Annotated in this window: 23 protein-coding genes and 1 pseudogene; 10 read left to right on the top strand and 14 right to left on the bottom strand. The window is 70.7% G+C overall.

Going from position 1 to position 26,349, the window contains the following annotated elements; all coding sequences use genetic code 11:
* Window positions 1–54 precede the first annotated feature (54 nt).
* The gene (locus tag BIV24_RS26575) at window positions 55–1,245 is read left to right on the top strand and encodes an acyl-CoA dehydrogenase family protein (RefSeq protein WP_071368996.1); all 1,191 of its coding nucleotides are present in this window, start codon (window positions 55–57) and stop codon (window positions 1,243–1,245) included.
* A gap of 40 nt (window positions 1,246–1,285) precedes the next feature.
* On the opposite strand, the gene BIV24_RS26580 is transcribed toward BIV24_RS26575, so the two are convergent.
* On the bottom strand, window positions 1,286–1,723 hold the full coding sequence (locus BIV24_RS26580; RefSeq protein WP_071368997.1) for a cell division protein SepF: 438 nt from the start codon (window positions 1,721–1,723) through the stop codon (window positions 1,286–1,288).
* A gap of 290 nt (window positions 1,724–2,013) precedes the next feature.
* Between BIV24_RS26580 and BIV24_RS26585 the strand changes: the two genes are divergently transcribed.
* The 3 genes from BIV24_RS26585 to BIV24_RS26595 all read left to right on the top strand — a co-directional run bounded on the left by BIV24_RS26585 (window position 2,014) and on the right by BIV24_RS26595 (window position 5,487).
* Entirely contained in the window at window positions 2,014–3,267 is a 1,254-nt protein-coding gene (locus BIV24_RS26585; RefSeq protein ID WP_177198829.1) for a DUF5685 family protein, read from the top strand.
* A gap of 239 nt (window positions 3,268–3,506) precedes the next feature.
* Complete coding sequence (locus BIV24_RS26590; RefSeq protein WP_071368999.1) at window positions 3,507–4,406, top strand: S1 family peptidase; 900 nt, start codon at window positions 3,507–3,509, stop codon at window positions 4,404–4,406.
* A 163-nt stretch (window positions 4,407–4,569) separates the two neighbouring features.
* Window positions 4,570–5,487 carry a slipin family protein gene (locus BIV24_RS26595; RefSeq protein WP_071369023.1) on the top strand — a complete coding sequence of 306 codons (918 nt, stop codon included), beginning with the start codon at window positions 4,570–4,572 and terminating at the stop codon, window positions 5,485–5,487.
* 217 nt (window positions 5,488–5,704) lie between these two features.
* On the opposite strand, the gene BIV24_RS26600 is transcribed toward BIV24_RS26595, so the two are convergent.
* From BIV24_RS26600 to BIV24_RS26610, 3 genes are all read right to left on the bottom strand, one after another.
* A complete protein-coding gene (locus tag BIV24_RS26600; protein ID WP_071369000.1) occupies window positions 5,705–6,715 on the bottom strand; it encodes a DNA polymerase Y family protein in 1,011 nt (336 codons plus the stop codon).
* On the bottom strand, window positions 6,712–10,164 hold the full coding sequence (locus BIV24_RS26605; protein ID WP_071369001.1) for a DNA polymerase III subunit alpha: 3,453 nt from the start codon (window positions 10,162–10,164) through the stop codon (window positions 6,712–6,714). The genes BIV24_RS26600 and BIV24_RS26605 overlap by 4 nt, the downstream gene beginning before the upstream one ends.
* Before the next feature lie 224 nt (window positions 10,165–10,388).
* On the bottom strand, window positions 10,389–10,763 hold the full coding sequence (locus BIV24_RS26610) for a cupin domain-containing protein (protein WP_071369002.1): 375 nt from the start codon (window positions 10,761–10,763) through the stop codon (window positions 10,389–10,391).
* A gap of 98 nt (window positions 10,764–10,861) precedes the next feature.
* Between BIV24_RS26610 and BIV24_RS26615 the strand changes: the two genes are divergently transcribed.
* The 3 genes from BIV24_RS26615 (at window position 10,862) to BIV24_RS26625 (ending at window position 12,854) form a co-directional block, all read left to right on the top strand.
* Complete coding sequence (locus BIV24_RS26615; protein WP_071369003.1) at window positions 10,862–11,308, top strand: MarR family winged helix-turn-helix transcriptional regulator; 447 nt, start codon at window positions 10,862–10,864, stop codon at window positions 11,306–11,308.
* A gap of 194 nt (window positions 11,309–11,502) precedes the next feature.
* Window positions 11,503–12,372: an alpha/beta fold hydrolase gene (locus tag BIV24_RS26620; protein ID WP_071369004.1), complete on the top strand. Its 870-nt coding sequence runs from the start codon at window positions 11,503–11,505 to the stop codon at window positions 12,370–12,372.
* A gap of 20 nt (window positions 12,373–12,392) precedes the next feature.
* A complete protein-coding gene (locus tag BIV24_RS26625) occupies window positions 12,393–12,854 on the top strand; it encodes a GNAT family N-acetyltransferase (protein ID WP_071369024.1) in 462 nt (153 codons plus the stop codon).
* 24 nt (window positions 12,855–12,878) lie between these two features.
* Here BIV24_RS26625 and BIV24_RS36145 read toward each other — a convergent pair whose 3' ends face one another.
* A complete protein-coding gene (locus tag BIV24_RS36145; protein WP_281247772.1) occupies window positions 12,879–13,013 on the bottom strand; it encodes a hypothetical protein in 135 nt (44 codons plus the stop codon).
* 134 nt (window positions 13,014–13,147) lie between these two features.
* Between BIV24_RS36145 and BIV24_RS26630 the strand changes: the two genes are divergently transcribed.
* A complete protein-coding gene (locus BIV24_RS26630; RefSeq protein ID WP_071369005.1) occupies window positions 13,148–13,786 on the top strand; it encodes a class I SAM-dependent methyltransferase in 639 nt (212 codons plus the stop codon).
* Window positions 13,787–13,795: 9 nt separating this feature from the next.
* Here BIV24_RS26630 and BIV24_RS26635 read toward each other — a convergent pair whose 3' ends face one another.
* Both BIV24_RS26635 and BIV24_RS26640 read right to left on the bottom strand, forming a co-directional pair.
* Window positions 13,796–14,296 carry a ribonuclease FAU-1 family protein gene (locus BIV24_RS26635; RefSeq protein WP_071369006.1) on the bottom strand — a complete coding sequence of 167 codons (501 nt, stop codon included), beginning with the start codon at window positions 14,294–14,296 and terminating at the stop codon, window positions 13,796–13,798.
* The gene (locus BIV24_RS26640; RefSeq protein ID WP_071369007.1) at window positions 14,277–15,206 is read right to left on the bottom strand and encodes a GNAT family N-acetyltransferase; all 930 of its coding nucleotides are present in this window, start codon (window positions 15,204–15,206) and stop codon (window positions 14,277–14,279) included. Before BIV24_RS26640 ends, BIV24_RS26635 begins: the two co-directional genes overlap by 20 nt.
* Before the next feature lie 91 nt (window positions 15,207–15,297).
* Between BIV24_RS26640 and BIV24_RS26645 the strand changes: the two genes are divergently transcribed.
* On the top strand, window positions 15,298–15,666 hold the full coding sequence (locus BIV24_RS26645; RefSeq protein WP_071369008.1) for a GntR family transcriptional regulator: 369 nt from the start codon (window positions 15,298–15,300) through the stop codon (window positions 15,664–15,666).
* A 52-nt stretch (window positions 15,667–15,718) separates the two neighbouring features.
* On the opposite strand, the gene BIV24_RS26650 is transcribed toward BIV24_RS26645, so the two are convergent.
* From BIV24_RS26650 to BIV24_RS26660, 3 genes and pseudogenes are all read right to left on the bottom strand, one after another.
* Entirely contained in the window at window positions 15,719–16,504 is a 786-nt protein-coding gene (locus BIV24_RS26650) for a DUF72 domain-containing protein (protein WP_071369009.1), read from the bottom strand.
* A 137-nt stretch (window positions 16,505–16,641) separates the two neighbouring features.
* A pseudogene (gene tnpA / locus BIV24_RS26655) lies at window positions 16,642–16,944 on the bottom strand (IS200/IS605 family transposase); the annotation flags it as partial.
* 22 nt (window positions 16,945–16,966) lie between these two features.
* A complete protein-coding gene (locus BIV24_RS26660) occupies window positions 16,967–18,061 on the bottom strand; it encodes a DUF5925 domain-containing protein (RefSeq protein ID WP_071369010.1) in 1,095 nt (364 codons plus the stop codon).
* Between the two features lie 187 nt (window positions 18,062–18,248).
* Here BIV24_RS26660 and BIV24_RS26665 point away from each other — a divergent pair, with 187 nt between their 5' ends.
* Window positions 18,249–19,670: a GH39 family glycosyl hydrolase gene (locus tag BIV24_RS26665; RefSeq protein ID WP_071369011.1), complete on the top strand. Its 1,422-nt coding sequence runs from the start codon at window positions 18,249–18,251 to the stop codon at window positions 19,668–19,670.
* Window positions 19,671–19,719: 49 nt separating this feature from the next.
* Here the strand turns inward: BIV24_RS26665 and BIV24_RS26670 are convergent, their stop codons facing one another.
* From BIV24_RS26670 to BIV24_RS26685, 4 genes are read right to left on the bottom strand one after another with little or no spacing between them, the layout of a single operon-like run.
* Complete coding sequence (locus tag BIV24_RS26670) at window positions 19,720–23,466, bottom strand: lipopolysaccharide biosynthesis protein (protein WP_071369012.1); 3,747 nt, start codon at window positions 23,464–23,466, stop codon at window positions 19,720–19,722.
* On the bottom strand, window positions 23,459–24,259 hold the full coding sequence (locus BIV24_RS26675) for a polysaccharide deacetylase family protein (protein ID WP_071369013.1): 801 nt from the start codon (window positions 24,257–24,259) through the stop codon (window positions 23,459–23,461). Before BIV24_RS26675 ends, BIV24_RS26670 begins: the two co-directional genes overlap by 8 nt.
* Window positions 24,256–25,251: a glycosyltransferase family 2 protein gene (locus BIV24_RS26680; protein ID WP_071369014.1), complete on the bottom strand. Its 996-nt coding sequence runs from the start codon at window positions 25,249–25,251 to the stop codon at window positions 24,256–24,258. Before BIV24_RS26680 ends, BIV24_RS26675 begins: the two co-directional genes overlap by 4 nt.
* Window positions 25,248–26,066: a glycosyltransferase family 2 protein gene (locus BIV24_RS26685; RefSeq protein ID WP_071369015.1), complete on the bottom strand. Its 819-nt coding sequence runs from the start codon at window positions 26,064–26,066 to the stop codon at window positions 25,248–25,250. Before BIV24_RS26685 ends, BIV24_RS26680 begins: the two co-directional genes overlap by 4 nt.
* Window positions 26,067–26,349: the final 283 nt, after the last annotated feature.

Consider the following 26,349-nt stretch of genomic DNA (forward strand, 5'->3'; position numbering starts at 1 on the left):
CGGGGCGAACGTTGCCTGCCGCGGCACTAGTTTTCAGTGTCACGGAGGCTGCCCATGTCCGCGTCCCCGACGTTGCCGCCCTTCGACCCCGCCGACCCGCTCGGGATCGACGACCTGCTGGACGCCGAGGATCTCGCCATCCGTGACACCGTGCGGACCTGGGCGGCACAGCGCGTGCTGCCGAACGTCGCCGAGTGGTACGAGCGGGGCGAACTGCCGGAGATCCGCGAGCTCGCCCGGGAGCTGGGCCGGATCGGCGCCCTCGGGATGTCGCTGAGCGGGTACGGGTGCGCGGGGGCCAGTGCTGTGCAGTACGGGCTCGCCTGTCTGGAGCTGGAGGCCGCCGACTCCGGGATCCGCTCCCTCGTCTCCGTGCAGGGGTCACTGGCCATGTACGCGATCCACCGGTTCGGGAGCGAGGAGCAGAAGCAGCAGTGGCTGCCCCGTATGGCCGCCGGTGACGTCATCGGATGCTTCGGACTCACCGAGCCCGACCACGGCTCCGACCCCGGCTCCCTGCGCACGTACGCCAAGCGCGACGGGTCCGACTGGGTGCTGAACGGCCGCAAGATGTGGATCACCAACGGGTCCGTGGCCGGCGTCGCCGTGGTGTGGGCGCGCACCGACGAAGGGATCCGCGGATTCGCTGTCCCCACCGACCGTCCCGGGTTCTCCGCCCCCGAGATCAGGCACAAGTGGTCCCTGCGGGCGTCCGTCACCAGTGAGCTCGTTCTCGACGATGTGCGGGTGCCCTCCGACGCGGTACTGCCCGGCGTCGTAGGACTCAAGGGGCCGCTCAACTGTCTCTCCCACGCCCGGTACGGGATCGTGTGGGGCGCCATGGGGGCTGCTCGGTCGTGCTTCGAGGCGGCCGTCGAGTACGCGAAGACCAGGGAACAGTTCGGCAAGCCCATCGGCGGGTTCCAGCTGACCCAGGCCAAGCTCGCCGACATGGCGGTCGAACTGCACAAGGGGATCCTGCTCGCCCACCATCTGGGGCGGCGTATGGACGCGGGACGGCTGCGCCCGGAACAGGTCAGCTTCGGCAAGCTCAACAACGTCCGCGAGGCCATCGAGATCTGCCGCACCGCGCGCACCGTCCTCGGTGCCAACGGGATCTCGCTGGAGTACCCCGTGATGCGGCACGCCACCAACCTGGAGTCGGTGCTCACCTACGAGGGCACCGTCGAGATGCACCAGCTGGTGCTGGGCAAGGCGCTCACCGGACTGGATGCCTTCCGGTGACCGGACCCCGAAGCGGGCAGGGCCGGTGAGCGGCCCTGCCTCAGCTCTGGTTGAAGAAGCCGTTGTCCTGCCGGGTCGCGGCGTCGCCGCTGACGATCTCCGTGTTCGCGGGCGTCAGCAGGAAGACCCGGGTGGAGACGCGGTCGATCGACCCGCGCAGGCCGAAGATCAGGCCGGCCGCGAAGTCCACCACGCGCTTGGCGTCGGACGCCTCCATGCTCGTGAGGTTCATGATGACCGGGACGCCGTCGCGGAAGAGCTCGCCGACGATCCGGGCGTCCCGGAAGCTGTCCGGGGTGACCGTGCCGATCCGGCGGCCCCTGTCCTGAGCCGTGTCGGACGCGACCTTCACGCGCGGGTCGGTGACCCAGGCCTCGCCCTGCTCCTGACCCTCGGCGTAGTCGTCTTCGTAGTAACGCTCGTCATCGTTGTCGTCGACGAGGCCAAGCCAGGCACTCGCCTTGCGCACCGATCCCATGGACGCCTCCTCTCACAGCGGTCTTTTCAGCCTTACGCAATCCCATGGTCGTCCATGATGCGGATATGGCGCCAAGGGGATAGACGCCGCGCGGGGGTTTCGTGACGGTACTGGTGCACAACGCGCGCGTCGAGAGCCCGCTTCTCCCAAGGATCTTGACGTACACGGCTGCTGACTGAGAGTGAAATATTATTTGCGGCGGCGTATGGGTGACGAGTCGTGCGTACGGGTGAACGAAGTGGCAGTTACGATGCCGCGACTCAACGTCGTACGAGCCACGGGGGCGTGTCGTGTTCGGGATGGTGCGGCCCTGCCGCCATCGGCTGGGTCAGGGTCTCAGGACTCAGTGGATGGCGCATCTGTGCGGGCTGTGCCTCGCGCTGCGTGAGGAGCACGGGCAGTTCGCCCGGGTGGTGACGAACTATGACGGGCTGCTCATCTCCGTCCTGACGGAGGCTCAGGCGGAGCGGTCCACCGGATGGCGGCGCACCGCGGGTCCCTGCCCGCTGCGCGGCATGCGTACTGCCCTCGTCGCGCGGGGCGAGGGGGCGCGGCTCGCGGCCTCCGTCTCGCTGGTGCTCGCCTCCGCCAAGGTGCGCGACCACGCGGCCGACGGGGACGGGCTGTTGGCGCGCAGGCCGGTGGCGCTCGCCGCGCGCCGGGTCGCCGCGAGCTGGGGCAGGGCCGGGGCCCGTACCGGCTCCACCGTCGGCTTCGACACCGCCGTGCTCGTGGACGCCGTGGACCGTCAGGTCGGCATCGAGGCGCTCGCCGGGCCAGGCACCCCGATCCTGGCCGTGACCGAGCCGACCGAGACCGCCACCGCGGCCGCCTTCGCGCACACGGCAGTGCTGGCCGGGCGCCCCGGCAACGCCGCGCCGCTCGCCGAGGCCGGCCGGCTCTTCGGGCGGCTCGCGCATCTGCTGGACGCCGTGGAGGACCAGGAGGCCGACGCCGCGTCAGGCGCCTGGAACCCGCTCACCCACACCGGGACGCCGTTGGAGGAAGCCCGCCGCCTGGCCGATGACGCGCTCCACGGGATACGGCTGGCGCTGCGCGAGGTGGCCTGGGGGTCCGAAGTCTCCCCGGAAGAGCACAGCACCGACCGGCGGCTCGCGCACGCCCTGCTCGTGCACGAGCTGCGGCGCTCGGTGGACCGGGCCTTCGGCACCGAGTCCTGCGGGCATGCCGCCCAGGGCGCCTTCGGGCCGCCGCAGCAGGGCGGACCGTACAGTCCGCAGGGCCCCTATGCGCCGCCCCGGCACCCCCACGACCCGGACGGACCGCCCGGCGGTGACCCGTTCGGCGGCGAGCCGCCACGCCCCGGTAATCGGGGCTTCTGGGCCGGGTGCGTGGTCGCCGCCGGACTGTGCTGCACGTGCAAGGCGTGCTGCGCCGACGAGTTCGAGGGGCCCTGGTCGCGGCAGCGGCGCGAGGGCTGGCGCCACAACTGCGACTGCGACTGCGGTGACTGTTGCGACGCATGCGACTGCTGCGGGAACTGCTGTGACGGGTGTGACTGCGGGTGTGACTGCGGCTGCTGAGCCACGACTGGTGCGCCCCGCGCGGGTAGCTTTCCCAAGCTGCCCTGGTCGCCGACGGGTTGGGAGACCACGGCCGAAAGGTGCCCTTGCGCCGATCGGTCGTGCGCCCGAATACTCCCCACAGCGCTTGTCAGGGGCACGGCATGTTCGGAATCCGGATCCGGACAGGCGGACCCTGGCTGCGCCTCACGGGCCCCAACCCCACGCGGGCCCCCGAATTCCCTTGGAGGGAACGAAAAGTGAGGATCAAGCGCACAACCCCCACACGCAGTTCCGCAAGATGGACCCGTCTGTTCGCCGTGGCCACCGGATTCATGGCCGCAGCCGCGTTCGCCGTCCCCACCGCGAACGCGAGCGACGCGCAGACCTTCAGCACGAACCAGCTCAGCAGCGTGAGCGACTCGGTGCTCAAGTCCGATGTCGCGGGCACCTCCTGGGCCGTCGACTCCGCGACGAACCGCGTCGTCGTCACCGCCGACAGCACGGTCTCCCAGGCCGACATCGCAAAGATCAAGAAGGCGGCGGGCGGCAGCGCCGGCGCCCTCACCATCAAGCACACGCCGGGCAAGTTCAACAAGCTGATCTCCGGTGGCGACGCCATCTACGGCGGCCAGTACCGCTGCTCACTCGGCTTCAACGTGCACAGCGGGAGCACCTACTACTTCCTGACCGCCGGCCACTGCGGGCAGGTCGCCTCCACCTGGTACTCCGACTCCGGTCACAGCACGGTGCTGGGCACGAACGTCGGTTACACCTTCCCGGGCAGTGACTACGCCCTGGTGCGCTACACCAACTCGTCGATCGCGCACCCGAGCACGGTCGGCAGCCAGACCATCACGAGTGCCGCCACCCCGAGCGTCGGCACGACCGTCTACCGGCGCGGCTCCACCACGGGTACGCACAGCGGCCGGGTCACCGCCCTGAACGCCACCGTCAACTACGGCGGCGGAGACATCGTCCGCGGTCTCATCCAGACCACGGTCTGCGCCGAGGGCGGCGACAGCGGCGGTCCCCTCTACGGCGGATCCGTGGCGTACGGTCTGACCTCCGGCGGCAGCGGCAACTGCACCTCCGGTGGCACCACCTTCTTCCAGCCGGTCACCGCGGCCCTCAGCCGCTACGGCGTGAGCGTCGGCTGAACCACTGGCCCCCGACCGCAGCCGGCGGTGGACGAGTCCCCGTACGCATGTGGCGTACGGGGGCTCGTTTTTGCCCGCATCCCGGAGTTACCGTCAAAAGTGCGCGCGGCGACCGCGCGTGAACTCCCCTGAACGCGCCTACTTCGGACCCCGGGGGGCCGACATGGTCGAGGAACTGGTGGCGGCGGGAGTGGCCCTCGCGTCCGCCGGGGCGGTCTACGCGACGGCGGCGGCCAGGGTCGTCAAACAGTATGAGCGGGGAGTGGTGTTCCGCCTCGGGCGGCTCAGGCCCGAGGTGCGCGGGCCCGGGTTCACGATGGTCGTGCCCTTCATCGACCGGCTCCGCAAGGTCAACATGCAGATCGTGACGATGCCGGTGCCCGCGCAGGAGGGCATCACCCGGGACAACGTCACGGTGCGCGTGGACGCCGTCGTGTACTTCAAGGTGACCTCGCCGGCCGACGCGATCGTCAAGGTCGAGGATTACCGGTTCGCCGTCTCGCAGATGGCGCAGACCTCCCTGCGGTCCATCATCGGCAAGAGCGAGCTGGACGATCTGCTGTCCAGTCGGGAAAAGCTCAACCAGGGGCTGGAGTTGATGATCGACAGCCCGGCCGTGGAGTGGGGCGTCACCATCGACCGCGTCGAGATCAAGGATGTGTCACTGCCGGAGACCATGAAGCGTTCCATGGCCCGGCAGGCCGAGGCCGACCGGGAGCGGCGGGCCCGGGTCATCAACGCGGACGCGGAACTCCAGGCTTCCAAAAAGCTGGCGGAGGCGGCGCAGCAGATGTCCGAGAGCCCGGCCGCGCTGCAACTGCGGCTGCTGCAGACCGTGGTGGCGGTCGCCGCCGAGAAGAACTCCACGCTCGTCCTGCCCTTCCCGGTGGAGCTGCTGCGGTTCCTGGAGCGGGCGCAGCAGCCGGTGGCGGAAGTGCCCCGGCGGCAGGCTCCGACGGTGTCTCCGCCACAGGCTCCGGCGGCACCCCAGGCGGCCGAGCAATCGGTTCAGGAGCAACTTCCGCTGTCCGTGCCTTCCTTGAGTCCGGACCCCGAGGGAACGGAATCCGGACAGGACTAGACCTCGCAGGCCGCGCATGGATGACCAACGGTCAGTGTTTGCAACAGGGGCCGGGCGGGGGCGACCGGGCAGGGTCATCGCGTCGGAAACGTACGCTTGTTGGTGGACAGGCGTACTGAAGTCGACTTGTGTACGCCCTGTCGGCCGCGGAACAGTGGGCGCCGCACGCCGGGTATGGATGTGGCTGGTGCAACGTTGCCTGTCAGGGCACCAGTGGTCACCGCATGGCCAATGCCTGTCCCCGACGGCCGCCGGCCAGTGTGGCGGGGTGTACGGCTCCCGAGCCGAAGCGGCGGCGGGCCCTGTCCGCGGCGGCTTCGGCGGCGCGGGCGCGGTCATCGCCGGGGTCCAGGGAGAGCTGGTGGGGAGCGGCCTTGGCCGAGAGCAGGTCGTCGGCGCGGATCGCGAAGGCGCGCACCCTCGCCCGTTGCAGTCCGAGGCCGGCCAGCAGACCCAGGGCGGCCGTGGCGAGGGCGGGTGAGTGGTCGGTGGGTTCCGCCAGCTTGCGCGTGCGTGTGGTGGAACTGCGGTCGGCGTACCGCACTGTGAGGGTGATGCGCCCGGTGACCTGGCTTTCGATGCGCAGGCGCCTGCCGATCTGTTCGGCGAGGCCGAGGACGGCTCGGTGATGCTGTGCGGGATCGAGGCAGTCCCGGTCGAGCACGAGATCGGCGGTCAGATGTGCCGCCGGTTCCAGGGGAGTGACCGGGCGGGGGTCGTGACCGCGGGCGCGTTCGGACAGTAGCCGTGCCTGGCCGACGCCGAGGAGGCGTTGCAGGGTCGCCGGCGGCAGGTCGGCGATCTGGCCGATGGTGTGCAGACCGTACCGGTCGAGGGTGGTCGCGGTGACGCGACCGATCCCCGGCAGGGCGATGACCGGGCGGGGGCGCAGCCAGTCGGCGGCCCGGTCGGCGGGGACCCAGGTGGTGTGTCCCGGCGCGGACGCGTCGGCCGCCATGGCGGCCAGCATGCGGTTGCCCGCGAGTCCGGCGCTGGTTTCGATGCCGTAGAGGGCCTTCAGTCGGAGCATCGCCATCTGGACCACGTCATAGGGGGACCGGTTGAAGTACCTGAGCGCCGAGGTCAGGTCGAGCTGAACGGCGCTCGGTGGGACGGCCTGGACGTGAGGCGTGATTCCAGACATCAGTTCGATTATGTCGTCGTACTGACTCTCCGTCAGAGCGGCGTGCAGATGGAGATGGGCGATATGCCGCTGACGCCTGGTCATCCCGCGCTCCCGGGGCTGGTGTAGCCGAGCTTCTTCAGGTCGGCCGAACGACTGCCGGCCGGCAGCAGATCGGCGTACGGATGCAGCCGGGCGCCTGTGGTGCCGTTGGCCAGGGTGCGCTGCGGCTGGGCGGGGGTCGGGTACGGGCGGTCGGCGCCGAGCAGGGCGAGCGCGGCCTCGGGGCCGTGGTCACGGCGGGCGGAGGCGATCCTGTCCAGGTCCCAGGCCATGGTGCCGACGACGGTGCGACGGGTGCCGCGTACCTGGACCGTGCCGCGCACCAGCAGCAGTCCGCTGTGGAAGACGGTGTGCGCGCAGGCCGGGTGGGAGTCCTCGAAGAAGGCCAGGTCGACCAGGCCGGAACCGTCCTCCAGGGTGACGAAGATGATCCGCTTGCCGCTGGCGATCGGCGGGGTCTGGGTCGAGGCCCGCACACCGGCGACGAGGACCTGCCGGCCCGGGCGCATACCGGCCAGATGCGCCGCGTCGATCGCGCCGATCTCCCGCAGCAGCCGGTGGTGGTGCTCCATCAGATGCTTGGAGACGTCGATACCGAGGGTCTTCAGCTCCGCGCCCAGGACCTCGCGCCCGGTCATCTCCGGCAGACCACTCGGCTCCACTCCTCCGACGGCGCCCGTGTCGAGGCGCAGTTGACCCGTGCCCGCGGACCGGGTGCGGGACTGCCGGTGCAACTCGGAGATCTGCAGCAGCAGATCGCGTCGTGTCAGATGTCCGTCGTGGAGGCAGTCCAGCGCGCCGATCTCCGCGAGGCGTTCGGCGACGGGCCTGCTGGGGTGGGCCCGCTGCCAGAAGTCCGACAGCGATCCGTACGGCCGGCCGTCCTCGATCCGTGCGCCCTCGCCTTCGCTGATGCCGTGCACCGCGGACAGCGCGAGCCGCACGCCCCACTGTCCTTGGCCGGTCTTCTCCACGGTGTGCTTCACCCGGGAGCGGTTGATGTCGACAGGCAGGACTGGCACGCCGCGGCGGCGGGCGTCGGCGACGAGGACGCGCCTCGGCCACATACCGGGGTCGTGTTCGAGGAGGCCTGCCAGCAAGAACGCCGGGTAGTGCGCCTTGAGCCAGGCGCTCTGCAGGGCGGGTACGGCGAAGGCGACCGCATGCGCCCGGCAGAAGCCGTAGGCGCCGAAGGCCTCGACGGTCTTCCAGACCTCGTCCAGGACCGCCGGGCTGTAACCGCGGGCGCGCGCCTGGCGGTGGAACCAGTCCTTGATCCCGGGCAGCCGCCCCTTGTCGCCGAGCGCCCGCCGGGCGACCTCGGCCAGGGCGCGGTCGCAGCCCGTCATCACCGACAGCGTCTCGATGATCTGCTCGTGCCAGATGGTCACGCCGTAGGTGTCGGCGAGCACCGGCTCCAGGTCCGGGTGGGCATAGTGTGGCGCGCCGCCGTGACGTGCGGCGATGTATTGCTCGGGCATGCCGCCGGCGACCGGTCCGGGACGGAACAGGCTGATGTCGGCGATGACGTCCTGCGGATCGCGGGGCTGCAGCCGGGAGAGAAGGTCCTGCTGACCGGGGGACTCCAGCTGGAACAGGCCCAGGGTCTGGCTCTCCTGGATGAGCTTGAACGCGAAGACGTCGTCGAGCGGCACCTGCCGCGGGTCGTCCAGGTCGATGCGGTTGCCGGTCGTCCGTTCGATCTCCGCGACGGCGTGGGCCATCGCGGACTGCATCCGCACGCCCAAAACGTCCAGCTTGATGTTGCCCAGCGCCTCGATCTCCTCCTTCGCCGCCATCGCCATCGGGTAGTCGCCCTGAGGAGTCGGCTGCACCGGCAGCCGGTCCAGGAGCGTCGCGTCGCTGATGACCACACCGCAGGGGTGCATGGCCATGCCGTGGACCAGGGAGTCGAGCCCTTCGGCGAGCTCCCACAGCGGCCCGTACCGGTCCGCCTCGGCCGCCAACTGCCGCAGCTCGGGCAGCTCGGCGAGCGCACCGGTGATGTCCGAGGCCCGCAGATGCGGGAAGCTCTTGGCGATCCGGTCGATCTGTGCCGGTGCGATTCCGAGGGCGAGACCGGTGTCCCGCAGGGCCCGGCGGGCCCGGTAGGTCTCGGGCATCGCGGTGACCGCCACCCGTTCCCTGCCGAACCGGTCGAAGATCGCGTCGTAGCACTCCAGCCGCCGGGCGGACTCCACGTCGATGTCGATGTCGGGCAGCGACGCCCGGCGCACGCTCAGGAAGCGTTCGAACAGCAGGTGGTGGTCGAGCGGGTTGGCGGTGGCGATGCCCAGCGTGTGGCAGACCATCGACCCGGCGCCCGAGCCGCGGGCCGCGACCCGGATGCCCTTCGCCCGGATGTCGGCCACGACCTGGCCGACGGCGAGGAAGTAGGGGTCGTAGTCCAGATGGGAGATCACGGCGAGTTCCTCGTCCAGCCGGTCGAGTGCGGCCCGGTCGTGGTCCAGGCCGCGCCGGGCCATGCCCTCCTCGCACCGCTGCCGCAGCAGCCGCGCCGCGCCGCCCGCCCCGGGCTCGGCGCCGAGCACATCCGGCTCCGGCAGGTGCGGGGTGCCCAGACCGAGGTCCGCCGCGGGATCGACCGTGCACGCGGCCGCCGTGGCGGCGGTGTCCGCCAGCAGACGACGCGCCCGCCGGGCGTCCGCTCCGGCGCATTCCGCGATCAGCCGCGCGATCTCCGCCATCCTTCCTTCGTCCTTGAGCCACCGCTGCCCGCTGTCCAGGAGGCGCCGGTCGATGGGCCGCAGCAGCCGCGCGGCGTCCAGGACGTCGGCGAGGCGGTGCTGGTCGGGGTCGGCATAGCGGACAGCGTTGGAGAGCACGGCGGTGGTGCCGGTGCGGTCGGCCAGCGCCAGGGTGCGGGCGGCCAGGCGAAGCGACCCGGGACCGATGCCGAAACGTTTATGCGTGACGGCTTCCAGCCGGACCCCGTCCCCGAAGATCTCCCGCCATGGCGCCAGCAGCTTCACCGCGATGTCCTCCCGGCCCGCCGCCAGCGCCCTCACCGGCTCCGAGAGCGGTCCGAGCAGCACGATCAGGCCGGGGCCGCCGTGCTCACGCAGGGCCTGCCATGGCGTCACCGGCGCCTTGCCGCCCACGGCACCGGCGTGGGCGGCCGAGGTGATACGGCACAGCCGGGCCCATCCCGCCCGGTTCTGTGCGAGCAGTACGAACCGCAGCGGCGGCTCGATCACATGCGCGCCGCCGCGCGCCGGGGTGCGGCGGCGTTGTGCCGGGGGAGGGGGTGCGAGGGCCTCCATCGCCAGGTCGACACCGAAGACCGGCCGGATCCCGTTCCCGGCGCAGGCCTCGGCGAACCGTACGGCACCGGTGACCGTGTCCCGGTCGGTGAGCGCGAGTGCCGTCATGCCGCGTTCGGCCGCTCGCCGGACGAGGTGCTCGGGATGGGCGCCGCCGTACCGCGCGGAGTAACCGGACGCGACATGCACATGCGCAAAGCCCGCCATGCCGCACCTCCACCACTCCACCCCGTTTTCGACTTTTTGCCCGAAGTGTCTCTCGCACTTCCGTTCGATTACTCTAACTCCATCGCCCCTGGTCGGCGACATGATTCGAACGTGAGATCGGTTTCAGGGCGATCAAGGAGCCGGATCGAAAAGGTGCTGCCCCGTCACCTTCGTGACGGGGCGGCGAAGTTGGGGTGATCGTTCCCGGGGCGGCTGTGCGGAAATCAGTGTGCCCAGGGGGGAGTGATGCGTGTGCCGTCGGCGAGCTCCGCCTCCAGGCCGATGGAGGTGGTGACCCAGGAGACGGCGACCTCGCCCGTCGGATTCTCGACACCCAGGGTCGCGCCGGGGTTGATGATCACCGTGTCGCCGGCGGTGATCCGCTCGGTGTGACCGTCGAGCGTGATCAGCAGCTCCCCGTCGAGCAGGTGGAAGATCTCCTCCCGGGTCACGGTGTGCAGGGGGGCGCGGGTCCCCGCGGGGATTTCGCCGCGCCAGGCGCACAGCTCCTTGCTGCCGGTCAGGGGGGTGGCGTACGAGATGAAGCGGGCGCCGTGCATTTCATGGGTGACGGCTTCGGGGGAGCGGACGATGGGCATGGGTGTGCCTCCATGGCATGGTGGTCAAGCTGCTTGACTAGTGGCAGGGATATGGTCAACCTTCTTGACCATCTGGTCAACGGTGTATCAATTTCTCTGTGCAGAACTCTGAGGCCATGGCCCTGTCCGCCGCCCTGCTCGCCGTCGCCGGCGAGCTCACTCGGCGCATCCACGACGGTGTCGTCGCGCGCGGCTTCGAGGGGGTGCGACCCGCGCACGGCTTCGCCTTCGCCCGGCTCGCCCCGGACGGTGCGACCGTCACGGAGCTGGCCGCCCATCTCGGGGTGACCAAGCAGGCCGCGAGCCAGCTCGTCGACGAGATGGTGCGCAAGGGGTACGTCGAACGCCGGCCGCATCCCGAGGACGCGCGGGCCCGGCTCATCATGCTCACCGAGCGCGGATGGGCCTGTGCACGGGCCGCCGAGGAGGCCGCGGTGGAGGCTGTGCGGCCCTGGACGGAACTGCTCGGGGAGCGTGAGGTCCGTACGCTGCAGGGGCAGTTGCTGCGTATCGCACCCCATGGGCCGGTTCGGCCTTCCTGGTGACGACCTGTCGCATGGCTTCAGGTCGTTACCAGAAGTTGCGGCCACTGCTGGCAGTCGCTGGAAGTTTTTGCCGACACGTAACTTCACACGTGGGCTACTCGTTCGTAACTTGACGAGTGAACAGCATCCTCGTGATCCGGATCACAGGGCGTAAGGCCGTCGCACCCTCCCGTGAGCCGTAAGGAGATCACACGATGCTGCCGTGGAAGCGCATCCTCGGACCGCTGGCCGCGCTGCTGCTGACCGCCGCGATCGCGGTCGCCCCCGCCGCCACCGCCAAGGCCGCCGCACCGAGCCGAGAGTCCGCAGGAGGCTGGAACGACTACTCCTGCAAGCCGTCCGCCACACACCCCCGCCCCGTCGTCCTCGTCCACGGCACGTTCGCCAACTCCGTCGACAACTGGCTGGTACTCGCGCCCTACTTGGAGAACCGCGGGTACTGCGTCTTCTCACTCGACTACGGTCAACTGCCGGGCGTCCCCCTCTTCCACGGGCTCGGCCCCATCGCCACCTCCGCCGAGCAGCTCCGGACCTTCGTCGACAAGGTGCTCACCGCGACCGGCGCCGCCAGGGCCGACATCGTCGGTCATTCGCAAGGTGGCATGATGCCCCGTTACTACCTGAAGTTCCTCGGCGGTGCCGCCAAGGTGAACGCGCTGGTCGGCATCGCGCCCGACAGCCACGGCACCACCCTGAACGGGCTCACCCACCTGCTGCCGTACTTCCCCGGCGCCGAGGACCTGCTGTCCATGGCCACACCCGGGCTCGCCGACCAGGTGGCCGGATCGGCCTTCCTGGCCAAGCTCAACGCGGGCGGCGACACCGTGCCCGGCGTCCACTACACAGTCATCGCCACCCGGTACGACGAGGTGGTCACGCCGTACCAGTCGCAGTTCCTCAGCGGATCGGACGTCCGTAACGTCCTGTTGCAGAACCTGTGCCCGGTCGACCTCTCCGAGCACGTGGCGATCGGACTGTCCGACCGGATCGCCTTCCATGAGGTGGCGAACGCCCTCGACCCGGCTCATGCCACCGCGACCACCTGCGCGTCGGTGTTCAGCTGACCGCAAGTACCGTGCGTTTCATGACAGACGCCATAACAGACGTGGAGATCAGGCCGGCCGTCGCCGCCGACGTACCGGCGGTGAAGGCCGTGACCGATGCGGCGTACCGCCACTACATCGAACGCATCGGCGTGGTGCCGCAGCCCATGGAGCAGGACCACACGGCGGACGTGGCCGCGGGACGGGTGTTCGTGGCGGAGGATCCGGTGGCCGGCCTCGTGGTGGTGGAGGCGTACGAGGACCATCTCTTCCTCGACAGCATCGCCGTGCACCCCGACGCCTGGGGGCGGGGTGTGGGGCGGCGGCTGCTCGCCTTCGTCGACGCACGCGCGCGTGCGCTCGGGCTGCCCGAAGTCAGGCTTTACACCAACGCGATGATGTGGGAGAACCAGAAGATCTACCCCAAGTACGGGTACGAGGTCCTGGAGCGCCGCGTCGACGGACCGTACGACCGCATCCACTACCGCAAGCGACTGGAGTGAGGGCTCCCGCGGTGCCGGGCGGGCTCAGCCGTCCGGCCACCAGATGCGTGCGATGTCCTTTCGCACCTCGGGGCGCTCGACGGGGCGCTCCTCGGCTTCCTCCCGCACCCGGCGGGAGTCGGTCCTCTTCAGGGGCTTGTGCACGGTCACTCGGCGCATTCCTGCCTCCTTGTGCCTACTGGTTGTGCGGGGGTGCGGAGGTGGGCCTTTCGGTGAGGTTTCCTCACCGTCGGCGGGCTGTCTGTGGCGGCTGTTGTGACGCGATTGTCAGTGGTGACTGTCACTCTGGTGGCATGACCAGGTACATCGCCAAGAAGAAGAGGGCCGAAACCTCGGCGGCCCCGAGCGCGGACGTGAACTGGGATGCCGAGGCGGCCACGTTCGACGAGGAGCCCGACCACGGGCTGCACGACCCGGTGGTGCGCGAGGCGTGGGCCGCCCGGCTGGAGGCGTGGCTGCCATCGCGCCCCGGTGACCTCCTGGACCTGGGCTGCGGTACGGGCAGCCTGTCACTGCTCGCCGCCGAGCGGGGGTACCGGGTGACGGGGGTGGATCTGTCGCCGCCCATGGTCGCCCTGGCCCGCGCCAAGTCGGCGGGCCATGACGCCGTGTTCCATGTCGGGGACGCCGCGGCCCCGCCGGTCGGAGAGCAGCTCTTCGACGTCGTCCTCGTCCGCCATGTGCTGTGGACCCTGCCCGACCCCGGCCGCGTCCTGCGGCACTGGCAGGGACTGTTGCGCCCCGGGGGACGCCTGGTGCTGGTCGAGGGCGTGTGGGGGACGGTGAGCCCGGTCGGCATACCCGCCGAGCGCCTGACCGACCTCCTTGCGCCCCTCGCCCGGGACGTCCGCGTGGAGCGGCTGTCGGGCGACGCCCGGCTGTGGGGGAAGGAGGTGGCCGACGAGCGGTATGCCGTGGTGGCGGTGGTCTGACCGCCCGGCTCAGGCGAGCAGCGCCTCGAAGTCACCCCGGCGGGCCAGGAGTTCGAGGGTGTCGAGGGCCTGCATGGCGGCCGCCGCCGCCTGCGGGTCCGTCGTCGCCAGGCCGCTCGCCGCGAACTCGTCCTCGTCGAGGCGGAGTACGGTCCCGCCATCGGCGGAGCGCCACAGGTCCAGGTCGAGGTCCTCGACGACCAGTTCGCCGCCGCGCAGCGTGGCCGGGCGGGTGATGTCGCAGTACCAGCCCTTCAGGACGCCCTGCCCGTCGCGGACCTCCTTCACCGCGTACCACCGGTCGCGCCAGTAGTACTCGGTGAAGACGTCGCCGGGCTCGAACCGTACGAAGCCGAAGTCGCGGACGCCACTGCCCGCCCACAGGGCGCGTACGGTGACCCGGGTGCCGTCGTCGTGGAGCAGTTCGGCGGGGTAACGGATCTTCGTACGGCCGGCCTTGACCAGGACGATGTCCAGCTGGGCCGACGGGTCAGGTGAGTTCACGGACATACCGGACCTCGGTCGCGCAGATCTCGTAGCCGAACCACTTGTTGATGGCGATCATCGGTTCGTTGCCGGCGTCGTTGCCCGTGAACGCCTCGGTGAACCCGGCGGCGCGGGCCCGGTGCAGGGAGTCGTTCTTGGCGAGTTTGGCAAGGCCGCGGCCGCGGAAGGCGCGGGCGGTGCCGGTCATCGCGGTGCCGTAGCGGGTGCCGCCGTCGGTGCGGGCCGCGCTGAAGGCGGCGGGGCGGCCGTCGACCACCGCCACCGTGGTGAGTTCGGGGCTGAAGAGGGGATGCCGCCAGTTCTCCACCAGCCAGGCCTCGTAGTCGGTGAACTCGTAGTCGACGTCGCTCGGTTCGTCCGCCGATGCCTCCGCGTCCAGAAGGAACAGGGGCCGCGGGTCGTCGGCGAAGTCCGCGCCCGTGCGCAACTCGACGCCCAGCGGCGGGTCCTGGAGCGATGGCAGGGTGCCGTGCGCCAGGTCCAGGCGGAGGAAGTGGGCGTTGCGGCTCGCTCGGTAGCCGTGCCGCTCGGCGAAGGCGCGGTTGCCGGGCTCGTCCAGGACCCAGGCGAAGAGCCTGGTCGCGCCCAGGGCGGTCAGATGCTCCTCCGCGGCCCGCGCGAGAAGCGATCCGGCGCCGCGACGCATGTGCTCGGGGTGGGTGTACACGTTGAGGTAGCCCTGGCCGGGCTCCGGGCTGTCGTGGACAAGACCCACCTGGGCAGTGCCGATGATCTCGCCGTTCTCCTCGGCGACGAGCGGCCGGAAGTGGGCGTCGGGGTGCCTGTGGGCCGCGTCGTAAGCGATGGACTCGGGGGTGAAGAGGAAGAAGGGCAGGGCGAGCCGTCGGGCCAGCGTCCAGCCCTCGGTGTCGGCCCGGACGTCAGGGCGGAGATCGCGTACGGTCACTGTCATGACGGCGCACGCTACGTGGCTCGGGCGTGGAAGTGCCTCTCATTTTCGGTGGGCGCGGGCCATTTCCCGGTGGGTGCGGGACAATCACCCCGTGACCTTGAAGATCCACATCGATGGGAGCGCACCGCCGTACGAGCAGGTACGGGTGCAGATCTCCGAGCAGGCCCGGTCGGGGGTGCTGCCGGTGGGGTACCGGCTGCCGACCGTGCGCGGGCTGGCCGAGTCCCTCGGCCTCGCGGCCAACACGGTCGCCAAGGCGTACAAGGCGCTGGAGGCGGACGGGGTGATCGAGACGCGGGGGCGCAACGGAACGTTCGTGGCCGCTGCCGGTTCGGCCGCGGAACGGGAGGCGGCAGCCGCCGCGCAGGCCTATGCCGAGAGGGTCAGGCGGCTCGGACTGGGCGAAGCCGCGGCGCTGGCCGCGGTACGGGATGCCGTGCGGGCGGCGTACGGGGACTGAGTGCGCCTGGTCCGGCACCGCGGGGTCGCGTCCTGAAGAGGGCTGAAGAGGGCTATCGCGCCGTGCCCGCGGGCGTCGGCAGGTGGGATGGCGTGCGGGTCACCGGCAGGCCCGCTGCCGCGGCCGCGTGCGCGAACGCCGTCGCGTCCAGGACCGCCGCCGCGTGCAGGTCGTTGTTGAAGTAGGCGTAGACGTCCCGGCCCTCGGGCCAGGCCTCGGCGATGCGCTGGACCCAGGTCGCCAGGGACCGGCGGCCGTAGTGCGGCCACGGCCGGGCGCGGCCCGCGTGGAAGCGGACATAGCCCCAGTCGGCGGTCCGCCACAGCGGGGTGACCGGGCGGGACAGCACATCGGCCCAGCACAGCGCCGCGCCCCGGGCCTCCAGCACCCCGCGCACCCGAGGCGTCCACCACGAGTCATGGCGCGGTTCGACCGCGACCCGGGTGCCGGCGGGGAAGCGGGCGAGGCAGTCGTCGAGGAGGTCCCCGTCCCCGCGCAGGGTCGGCGGGAGCTGCAGCAGGACGGGGCCCAGGCGGTCGCCGAGACCCGCCGCGTGACTCATCAGGCGGTGCACCGGCTCCTCGGGGTCCCGCAGGCGTTTGATGTGCGTCAGATACCGGCTCGCCTTCACCGCGACCACGAAGTCCCGCGGCACCCTTTCCCGCCAGCTCTCGAAGGTCTCCCGGGACGGCAGCCGGTAGAACGCGTTGTTGATCTCGACCGTGGCGAACCGGGTCGCGTACTCCTCCAGCCACAGCCGCACGGGTACGTCGGCCGGGTACAGGACGTCCCGCCAGTCCCGGTATTGCCACCCCGATGTGCCGACCAACAGGGTCATACGTCCATCAAAGCACCGGCCGCGCTCTTCTACCGATGGTCTTGGCCAGTGCTCCGCCCTTCAGGGCGGAGGTGAAGGCCATCCCGTAGGGGCGGCGCGGAGCGTCGCAGCACCGCCTCCGAAGGGGCACAGCCCGGTCAGACGGGGCGCTTCTGCTGCTCGATGTACTGGCGGACGTCGGTGAGGGGTGCTCCGCCGACGGATCTGGCGTAGTAAGAGCCGGACCAGAAGTGTCCGCCCCACAGATACCGGCGCACGTGCGCGTCGAACTCCTTGCGCAGGAGGCGGGCGGAGACGCCCTTCAGTGAGTTGACCAGCTTGGAGAGCTGGACCTTCGGCGGGTAATGCACGAGCAGGTGGACGTGGTCGTCCTCGCCGTTGAACTCGCTGAGTTCGGCTTCGAAGTCGGTGCAGACCTCTCGCATGATCTCCTCACAGCGCGCGGGGCGGGTAGAGCCCTCCTTACAGATAGAGCCCCGAGTCCGCCTTCGCCCGCTGGTCCGGCACCGACGCCGGCGTCGTCCCCCGCCGCAGCGCGTACAGCTCCGCCAGTGTCGCCCCGTCACGGCCCACGCCTTCCTCCCGGCCCAGCCAGCTCACCGCCTCCGGGCGGGTCAGCGGACCGACCTCGATCCGGGCCAGGCAGCGGCCGGGGCGGACGACGGCCGGGTGGAGGCGCTCCAGGTCCTCGTTCGTCGTGACGCCCACCAGAACGTTCCTGCCCTGTCCCAGCAGTCCGTCCGTCAGGTTCAGCAGACGGGACAGCGCCTGGCCGGCCGTGTGCTTGGCCTCGCCGCGGATCAGCTCGTCGCAGTCCTCCAGCAGGAGCAGCCGCCAGCGGCCCTTGCCCGTCGCGTCCTCCTCGCCGATCGCGATGTCCATGAGGTAGCCGACATCGGAGAACAGGCGTTCGGGGTCCAGGACGCAGTCCACCTGGCACCAGTCCCGCCACGAGCGGGCGAGCGTGCGCAGTGCCGACGTCTTGCCCGTGCCCGGCGGGCCGTGCAGCAGCAGCAGACGGCCCGCGATGTCCTCCGGCGTCGTCTTCATCAGCCGGTCCATGGCGTCCGCCACCGGCGCCGTGTAGTTCGGTCGGACCTCCTCCCATGTGCCCGCCGAGATCTGCCGCGTCGTACGGTGCGCGCCGCGCCTCGGCGACACGTACCAGAACCCCATCGTCACGTTCTCCGGCTGCGGCTCCGGCTCGTCCGCCGCGCCGTCCGTGGCCTGCTTCAGTACCCGTTCGGCCAGTTCGGCGCTGGTCGCGGTGACCGTGACGTCCGCGCCGCGGTTCCAGCGCGAGACCAGCAGGGTCCAGCCGTCCCCCTCCGCGAGCGTCGCACTGCGGTCGTCGTCGCGGGCGGCCCGCAGCAGCCGGGCGCCCGGCGGCAGGAGCGTGGCCCCGGACCGTACGCGGTCGATGTTCGCCGCGTGCGAGTACGGCTGCTCACCCGTCGCGAAGCGGCCGAGGAACAGCGCGTCGACGACGTCGGACGGCGAGTCGCTGTCGTCGACGGTGAGCCGGATCGGCAGAGCGCCGTGTGGGTTCGCGGACATGCCGCCATGATCCGTCACGGAGGCGTCCGGTGCACCGGATTTCCGCGGCCTGTCCCCGGCACTGCGCAAGGCGTGGCCACGTCGCGCCCGCCAGTCGGGGGAGCGGGGACTGCCCCGGGGCAGGCGGCCGGGCCGTCGTACGACGGAACCTGTCGCAGGCCGATCCCCGCCGTTACTGTTGCCCTTGATGGGACGTCATGGGTGGTATTCGGGGGCACGGCGGTGGCGTGTCACCGCACTGCTCGGCGTGACCGTGGCCGCTCTTGCCCTGGCGGTGGCCATGATCAGCACACTGCGGGGCGGCGGCTTCGGCACCGAGGGCACCACGCGCGACGGCGACAAGGTGCACGGCACGCCGGCCACCCCGCACGCGGAGCCGAAACCGGACGTCGGCTGGGGCTTCACGCACACCCAGTACAGCGCCGACCAGGGCAGCTCTGGTGCCGCCGCACGAGTCGAGGGGCTGCTCTCCCGGGCGGCGCTGCCGCAGAACCAGCACATCATGGGCTGGGGCGCGGGCAACCCCGAACCGGTCAAGGGTCGTTACGACTTCGAGGAGATGGACCGCCGGATCGACTTCGTCCGCAGATCCGGTGGCACCCCCGTGGTGACCCTGTGCTGCGCCCCCGACTGGATGAAGGGCGGCAAGCCGGGCACCGACAGCACCGACTGGAGCCAGGCCTCGCTGGAGACCGCCCCGACGCCCGCCCACTACAAGGACTTCGCCGCCCTCGCCGCTACCGTGGCCAAGCGCTATCCGGACGTGCGCCACTTCGTCGTCTGGAACGAGTTCAAGGGCTTCTGGAACAACTCCGAGGGCCGCTGGGACTACGAGGGGTACACGCAGCTGTACAACCTCGTCTACAAGGCGCTCAAACAGGTCGACGACAAGATCATGGTCGGTGGGCCGTACCTCGTCATGGACAGTGTCGACCCGCGGCAGGAGCAGAACGCCTCCGCGACCCTGCGGGGCGCGTGGGGTGCCATGGACCAGCGGGTCCTGGACGCCTTCGACTACTGGAACCAGCACAAGGCCGGCGCCGACTTCGTCGTCGTGGACGGCTCCAGCTACACCAAGGACGACGATCTGCTGCCCGACGAGTTCGCGGCCACCGACAAGCTCACCGCCGTCGGCGCGTGGGTGCGGCAGCAGGCCCGCGGCCTGCCGCTGTGGTGGGCCGAGTACTACGTCGAGCCCGCCGACGGCAACGACGACCGCAAGGGCTGGAGCGAGGACCACCGCGTGGCCGTGCAGGCCACCGGGATGATCGCCATGGCCAAGGGCGGCGCCTCCTCCGGCTTCTACTGGAACCCCGAGGAGGAGAAGGGCACCGACTGCCCCGGCTGTCTGTGGACCCAGACCGACACCGCCGACGGCGGCCGGGCACTGCCCATGTACCACCTGGTCTCCCGCTTCGGCAAGGAGTTCCCGCCCGGCGCCGGGTACCGGACCGTGTCCGTCGCCGAGGACGACGTTCCCAACGTCCGTGTCCTCGCCACCGACAAGGTCGTCCTCGTGGTGAACACCCTCAACCGGGCGATCAGCGCGCAGATCGACGGCAAGCGGTTCGACATGAAGGCGTACGAGGTGAAGTGGCTGAGGCGCTGAGCCGTCTCCCGCCTCCGCGTCGGGCCACTTCACCTCGGGCGTTCGAAGGTCAGCCCTTGCCCATCGTCAGGAACCGCTGCACCAGTGAGGCGAGCAGCACCGCCAGCAGCGGCAGCGAGAACCAGAAGCTGCTCTGCAGCAGCCTCAGTTGTCGCACGCCCGGTCGTACCGCGACCCGTACGAACTCGCGGGTCGCGAGCAGCAGCACCAGCACCACGGCCGCGAGCCCGCCGACGACCGACCACGGCGTCCATGTCACCCGCGGTCCGATCGGACCGGGGCTCGGCTTCGGGACCTTGCCCTCGGGCGGCACGCGCAGCGTGTACATGGTCACGTCGTCGTTGGCGAGGATCTTCTTCAGCTCCCGACGGCCGTCCAGGTTCTCGAGGAGCCGTGACTTCCAGGTCGCCGAGTAGCCGACGTCCATCTGGAGATAGGTCACCTGACTGCGATTGACCATGAGGTACGAGTTCGGGCCCGCGTCCTTGAGCGACTTGACCAGGCCCGACACCAGGACCGGATCGGGGGGCGCCAGGGTCGGCACGTACTGCACCTTCTCCATGTCCTTCGCGCCCCACGGCATCGCCGGTGTCACGTTGGTGGCCGGGTCGTTGCTCAGCCACAGCAGTCGTACGGTCGGGTCGTCGTGCGCGTACACATAGTCCATGGCCGCGACCTCGCCCGGACGGATCCGCTCGAACGGCTCGTTGCCCCAGCGGACCACCAGGAAGCCGCCCATCAGCAGCAGCCCCGCCATGAGGGCCGCCAGCGGGGCGAGGCTCACCCGGTCCTTGTCCCGCTCCTTCGTCGTCGCACCGGTCCGCGGGAAGAGGGCGAGCCCGCCGAGCAGGGCGGCGCCCGGCAGCGCGAACATGAAGACGCGCAGGGCCATCTCACCGCCGTACGACTGCATACCGAAGCCCAGGAACGGGACGAAGGTGAGCACGAGCAGTGACCGTTCACGGTACTTGTGGTCGCGCCGCCGCCACCAGCCCCAGCACGCGAAGGCCATTACGGCGCCGGCGAGCAGCACGCGGGTGTAGAGCACCATCTTGTGGGTGGAGTTGCCGCCCTGGATGCGCCCGGAGACGGAGGTCGACACATTGCTGCCGACCCCGCCGACCCCGCCGAAGAGTTCGTCGAAGTGCCCGGACCAGTACGGCTCGGCCATGAAACCGACCCAGAACGCGACCAGCACCGCGAACAGGATGGGCAGTCCGCGCAGTTCGGAGCGGCCGATCAGGACGAGTGCCGCGAGCACGCCCAGCATCACGAACGGGGTCAGCTGGTGGGCCGGGACGCTCGCCGCGTACAGGGCGATCAGCACCACGAGCAGTACGGCCCGCTGCCCGCGGCCGGCCGGCTCCACCTCGGCCTCGCCGGGGCGCGCCTTCGTCCAGATCACGTGCGGTGCCCGGAACCACACCAGCAGGATCGCCACGAAGACCAGGTAGAACAGATAGGTGAAGCCCTGTGGGGAGAAGTAGTCCTGGCCGACCCAGCCGCTGAGCACGAAGATCCACAGGCCGGTCCACTTGGCCCGCCAGCCCGCCCGCAGCGAGCGCAGCAGCAGGAACATAGGTGCCAGGTAGAGCAGTTGCATGGTCAGCGGCCACCAGCGGATGACCTCGGTGAGGTCGTTCACCCCGCAGGCCTTCGCGACGAACGCGGCCGCCGCGAAGAAGCCCGGCCAGCTCCACCGTGCGTCCAGGTACGGTACGGCCGACCCGGTGCGGTCGATGTAGTCGAGGAACCCGAGATGCTGCCAGGCCGTCGCGAACCGCGGTTCGGTCTCGATCACCGCGGGCAGCGCGTGCAGCGAGACGACCGTGGCGAGCAGGGTGACCATCAGCAGGCCGCGGTGCTCACGGCCGCGCCACAGCAGCGCGGCGAAGACCACGATCAGCAGCGCGGCCCCGACCAGGGTCGGCAGCGGCAGCACCGAGACCAGGCCGAGGCCGCCCATCCGGTCCAGGGAGCCGTCGTTCAGAGCCGACGCGGGCACCCAGTAGAGCAGCAGGGCCGTGACGAGCAGGCAGCCGAGGAGTATCGCGCCGAGGGGGCCGCCGGAGGATCGCGGGGGATGTGCCGGCTGCGGACCGCCTGTGGCCGCCCGCGCCCGCGCGGCGGAGCCGGGTGGTGTCACGCCCCGCGCCTCCTCGGGGGCGGGGTCCAGGTCCTCCACCGGCAGGCCCACCGGATGGTCCGGTGGCAGCAGTGCCCAGGGCGGCTCGTCGTCCTCGCCGGGCAGCGCGGGTGTCCCGATGGGCGGCGTGCCCGGACCGGGGCGTACGTCCGGCCGGCGTTCCTGGTGGTCGAAGTCGACGTGGATGCCGAGCGCCACCGTGTCGGAGTCGATCTTCTTTGCCCAGGACGGGCCGTTCTTCGGCGCGGGGGCCTCGTGCGCCCCCAGGTCGGCGAGGTCCCCATCCGGTGCCGTGTCCTCGGGCAAGGCCCGAGGCGGCGCCGTGCGTACGATCCTGAACAGCTTCGGTGCGGCGATCGCCACGATCATCGCGAGGCTGGAGATCTCCGCGACGCCCGCGCCGGTCAGCCCCATGCGGGGGAGCAGCAGCAGCGTCAGCCCGAGCACCAGGACGCACAACAGGCCCTGGAGATAGGCGAGTCCGGAGGTGCGGCTCTGGGCGCGCAGCACCGCGAAGTATGTCTCCATGACGACCCGCAGCAGCGCGCCGACCGCGAACCAGCGCAGCAGCGGGGTCGCCGCGTGCGCGTAGCCCTCGCCGAAGACGTGCAGGATGAAGGGCGCGCCGAGGAACAGCAGTCCGCACACCGGGAGCATGATCCGGGCCATGCGCTTGAGCGCCGCCCGGGTGTTGGCGGCGAGCTGTGCCGGGTCGTGCGCGCCCTCGACGGTCAGTGAGGCACCCATGTTGATGGCCAGCAGGTTGACCGTGCCGCCGATGGTGGTGGTGATGTAGAAGTAGGCGTTGTCCGCGGAGCCGACCTGCGCGGCCACGATCACCGGAACGAGGTAGACCACGGCGAGCGAGAACAGCGAGCCGGTGTAGTCGCCGGCCAGGAACCGGCCGATCTCCCGCAGCGACGGCGGGCTCGCGTGGTCCTCGGTCGCCTTGATGTGCCGGGGTACCAGGCGTCGGAACACCAGCCAGCCGAGCGGCAGTACGGACGTGGCGATGGCCGCGACCCAGGAGACGAAGACGCCGGTCGTCGGGATGGCCACGGCGAGCCCGATGAGCAGGGCCAGCTTCACCCCCGAGAACACGGTGTTGCCGACCGGGACCCACAGCGCGCTGCGCAGCCCGGTCAGCACCCCGTCCTGGAGCGTGAGCAGGTTCCAGGCGACGATCGCGGCGATGAAGCCGAGTCCGTTGACGGTCCCGTGCAGGAAACGGTACGACGGCCCCCACCTGTCCAGCGTCAGCAGGAAGACGCCCGCTGCCAGCGCCACGACCAGCGAACTGGACGCGTACGTACGGGCGATGAGGCGTCCGGTGGTGCGGCCGGAGACCGGGATGAAGCGGGCCAGCGCACCCGTCAGCGTCACCGCGGTGAGTCCGGCGAGGAGCTTCATCGCGGCGATCGCCGCCGAGCCCTGGCCGACCGCGGCGTCGGAGTAGTAGCGGGCCGCGACCAGCCAGTAGCCGAGGCCGAGCACCGCGGAGATGCCGGTGTTGAGCATCAGCGCATAGGCGTTGCGGAACAGCTGGTTGCCGCCGCCCCCGCCCCGGCCGGGCAGGCGCAGGCGGCGGCCGGAGCGCGCGGGTGCCTCGGTCGTGGAGGATTCGGCCTGGGCTGTGGTCGTGTCAGACACGGGAACGGATGGCCTTCCGGCGAACCTGTCGTGCTCTTCGGACCATGGCGTACCCCTTGGTCAGGACGCGGTCCCTGGCGAAGTCGCGAGTGATCGCGCGGCCCTTGACGAGCCGCTCGAACTCCTCGATCCCGGTGCTGCGGCGCACGGTGACCCGCTGCAGCGCGTGGGGGCCCTGGCGGCGGCGCGCGAGAGCGTTGCCGACGGCGAGCGACTGGTGGTAGCCCGCCTGGCGCACGGTGTTGCGCACCCGGCGGCTGGAGTAGCCGTAGGGATAGGCGAACGAGACCGGGCGGGGGCCCAGTTCGTCGGTGATGATCTGCGTGCAGTGCAGCAACTCGAACCAGAGCGCGTCGTCGTCGAGCTGGTCGAGCTGCGGATGCGTGTGGCTGTGCCCGCCGATCTCGACGCCCGAACCGGCGAGTTCGCGGATCTGGTCCCAGTCGAGCATGGTGTCCAGGCCGCCGCCGGTGTCGTGATCTCCTCTGATCCATCCCGTCGAGACGAACAGGGTGGACGCGAAGCCGTGCCGGGCGAGCGCGGGCAGGGCATGCCGGTGCACGCCCTCGTAGCCGTCGTCGAAGGTGATCAGGACGGGCCGCTCGGGCAGTGCGGCGCCCTCCCGCCAGCTGTGCGCCAGAGCGGCGGTGGTGACGGGCGTGCAGCCCAGGTCGGCCAGCAGGGCCATCTGCGCGGCGAAGGACTCGGGCGAGACCGACAGGGTGCGCGTCGCCTCGCTCGGTTCCGCCGCCACCGCGTGGTACATGAGGATGGGCACGGCCTGTTCGCTCATGCGGCGTCCTCCTCACCGTCCGGGATCTCCACGACCGGGAACGAGGCGCCGCCCGGACGCGCCCGGACGCTCCCGAGCACGTACCCGCCCGCCGTCGTGAGCAACCCGGCGACGATCGCGCCCGCCCGGCCCGCTCCACCGGGGCGGGCCAGCAGGGCGTCGCGCAGCCCGCGGGCCACCCCGGCGGGCAGCACCCGGGTGGTGTAGTGGCGCTCCGACTCGAGTCCCTTGCCGGAGCCGACGCTCTGGGCCACGAGCGCCTTGGAGAGGCCCTCGGCGTACGTACGGGTGCGGAAGTACGCGAAGTGCTCGCGCGGTTCGGGCACCCGGTGATGGATGACCGCGCGGTCGTCGATCAGCAGGACCGCGTCCGGCCTGGCCCGGGTGAGGCGGATGCACAGCTCCGTCTCCTCGCCGCCCAGCGGGCGCTTGTCGCCGTCGCGCCCGATGCCCGTGGCGAAGCCGCCCGCCGCGTCGAAGGCGCTGCGCCGGAAGGAGGCGTTGCCGCCCAGGACGTTGCGCACCCGGACCCGGCCGGGCGGCAGCCCCTTGTAGGTGCAGCCCACCACCCAGTCGAACTCCTCCGGGAACCAGGCCGGGCGGCGGCCGGACGCCCAGATCGGCATCGTGCGGCCGCCGACGGCCATCACCCGGGGGTCCTCGTACCCCGACGCGAAGTGCTTCAGCCAGTCCCGCTCGGCCACGGCGTCGTCGTCGAGGAACGCGATGACCTCCCCGTACGAGGCGGCGATACCGGTGTTGCGGCCCGCGGACAGACCGCGGGGGCCCGCGTTGGCGAGCACGCGGATTTCCTCGGTCTCCTTGTACTGGCCGGCCAGCCGTTCCCGAAGGGTCTCGTTGTGGTCCACGACCAGCAGCGTCTCGCGCGCCAGCCGTGACTGCGCCTGTACCGAGGCGACCGCCGCGAGGATGTCCGCCCAGCGGTCCTCGGTGTAGACGCAGATCACCACGGAGATGTCCGGGCTGATCAAGACAGTTCCCCCTGCCCCGAGTCGAGCGCGACGGCGTGCGGACGGCGGCGCAGCGCACGCCGGTTGGAGCGCTCCTCGAGGATCACCTTGAGCACCCTGAGCCCGTCGCGCACCGCGCGCAGATTGCTCGCGCCGTGGATGCGGAGGTACTCGTGGCTGGGGATCTCCTGCACCTTGAGGCCGGCCTTGACCACTCGGATGTTCATGAGGGTCTCGACCTCGAAGCCCGTGCAGTCGAGGTCGATGTCGTCGAGGCAGTGCCGCCAGAACGCGTTGTACCCGTAGCACAGGTCGGTGTAGCGGGCGCCGAACTTGGCGTTGACGATCGCGCACAGCACCCGGTTGCCCAGCTTGCGGATCGGCGTCATGTCGGAGGTACCGCCGCCGTTCGCGAACCGCGAGCCCTTCGCGAAGTCGGCGCCGGACACCAGTGCGGAGACGTAACTGACGATCTCCTGGCCATCCGCCGAGCCGTCCGCGTCGACCATCACGATGATGTCGCCGGTGCAGGCCTCGAACCCGGTGATCAGCGCGTCGCCCTTGCCCCTGCCCTGCTGCCCGACGACCTTCACCTCCGGCCAGAGCTCACGTGCGACCGCCACGGTGTTGTCCGTGGAATTGCCGTCGACGAGAACCACTTCGTGTATCCAGTCGGGCAGCGTCTTGAAGACGTAGGGGAGATTCTCCGCCTCGTTCATGGCGGGGATCACCACACTCACCGGCGGCGCGATGGCCAGGTGAGAGGAGATGGGCCGGTAGTTCCCCGGTATTAACGGATCTTGCCCCGAAACAGCCGAGCGCAGAACAGAACTCATGAGTCTGGTCCCTCTCGTCCGGTGGACCGTCCGCCCCTGGACGGTCCGGCTTTTGGTCCGGTTCGAAAGGGGGGTTCTCACCCACGGCATGGCGAAATGGATCGCCGGGCATGCCGGGTGAGCTGGCAAAGCTTGCCGTCCGCCGGGAAGTCGGCAGCCGGTCGCGCGGCACGGCTCGGTACGACAGCGTCCACCGAGCACGGCACCCCCCTACCGCGCTCCGCGCCGGACCATCGCGGTACCTGAGCCCTCCCCCGGAGCCGCTTGATGACGGGCCGATGCG

Source organism: Streptomyces colonosanans (assembly GCF_001866645.1).
Lineage (GTDB): Bacteria > Actinomycetota > Actinomycetes > Streptomycetales > Streptomycetaceae > Streptomyces > Streptomyces colonosanans.

What these genes read in the sequence shown, in the direction of transcription:
- BIV24_RS26575 (WP_071368996.1), top strand. Translation starts at nt 55, where the DNA reads ATGTCCGCGTCCCCGACGTTGCCGCCCTTCGACCCCGCCGACCCGCTC.
- BIV24_RS26580 (WP_071368997.1), bottom strand. Translation starts at nt 1,723, where the DNA reads ATGGGATCGGTGCGCAAGGCGAGTGCCTGGCTTGGCCTCGTCGACGAC.
- BIV24_RS26595 (WP_071369023.1), top strand. Translation starts at nt 4,570, where the DNA reads ATGGTCGAGGAACTGGTGGCGGCGGGAGTGGCCCTCGCGTCCGCCGGG.
- BIV24_RS26600 (WP_071369000.1), bottom strand. Translation starts at nt 6,715, where the DNA reads ATGACCAGGCGTCAGCGGCATATCGCCCATCTCCATCTGCACGCCGCT.
- BIV24_RS26605 (WP_071369001.1), bottom strand. Translation starts at nt 10,164, where the DNA reads ATGGCGGGCTTTGCGCATGTGCATGTCGCGTCCGGTTACTCCGCGCGG.
- BIV24_RS26610 (WP_071369002.1), bottom strand. Translation starts at nt 10,763, where the DNA reads ATGCCCATCGTCCGCTCCCCCGAAGCCGTCACCCATGAAATGCACGGC.
- BIV24_RS26620 (WP_071369004.1), top strand. Translation starts at nt 11,503, where the DNA reads ATGCTGCCGTGGAAGCGCATCCTCGGACCGCTGGCCGCGCTGCTGCTG.
- BIV24_RS26625 (WP_071369024.1), top strand. Translation starts at nt 12,393, where the DNA reads ATGACAGACGCCATAACAGACGTGGAGATCAGGCCGGCCGTCGCCGCC.
- BIV24_RS36145 (WP_281247772.1), bottom strand. Translation starts at nt 13,013, where the DNA reads ATGCGCCGAGTGACCGTGCACAAGCCCCTGAAGAGGACCGACTCCCGC.
- BIV24_RS26630 (WP_071369005.1), top strand. Translation starts at nt 13,148, where the DNA reads ATGACCAGGTACATCGCCAAGAAGAAGAGGGCCGAAACCTCGGCGGCC.
- BIV24_RS26635 (WP_071369006.1), bottom strand. Translation starts at nt 14,296, where the DNA reads ATGTCCGTGAACTCACCTGACCCGTCGGCCCAGCTGGACATCGTCCTG.
- BIV24_RS26640 (WP_071369007.1), bottom strand. Translation starts at nt 15,206, where the DNA reads ATGACAGTGACCGTACGCGATCTCCGCCCTGACGTCCGGGCCGACACC.
- BIV24_RS26650 (WP_071369009.1), bottom strand. Translation starts at nt 16,504, where the DNA reads ATGACCCTGTTGGTCGGCACATCGGGGTGGCAATACCGGGACTGGCGG.
- BIV24_RS26660 (WP_071369010.1), bottom strand. Translation starts at nt 18,061, where the DNA reads ATGTCCGCGAACCCACACGGCGCTCTGCCGATCCGGCTCACCGTCGAC.
- BIV24_RS26665 (WP_071369011.1), top strand. Translation starts at nt 18,249, where the DNA reads ATGGGACGTCATGGGTGGTATTCGGGGGCACGGCGGTGGCGTGTCACC.
- BIV24_RS26675 (WP_071369013.1), bottom strand. Translation starts at nt 24,259, where the DNA reads ATGAGCGAACAGGCCGTGCCCATCCTCATGTACCACGCGGTGGCGGCG.
- BIV24_RS26685 (WP_071369015.1), bottom strand. Translation starts at nt 26,066, where the DNA reads ATGAGTTCTGTTCTGCGCTCGGCTGTTTCGGGGCAAGATCCGTTAATA.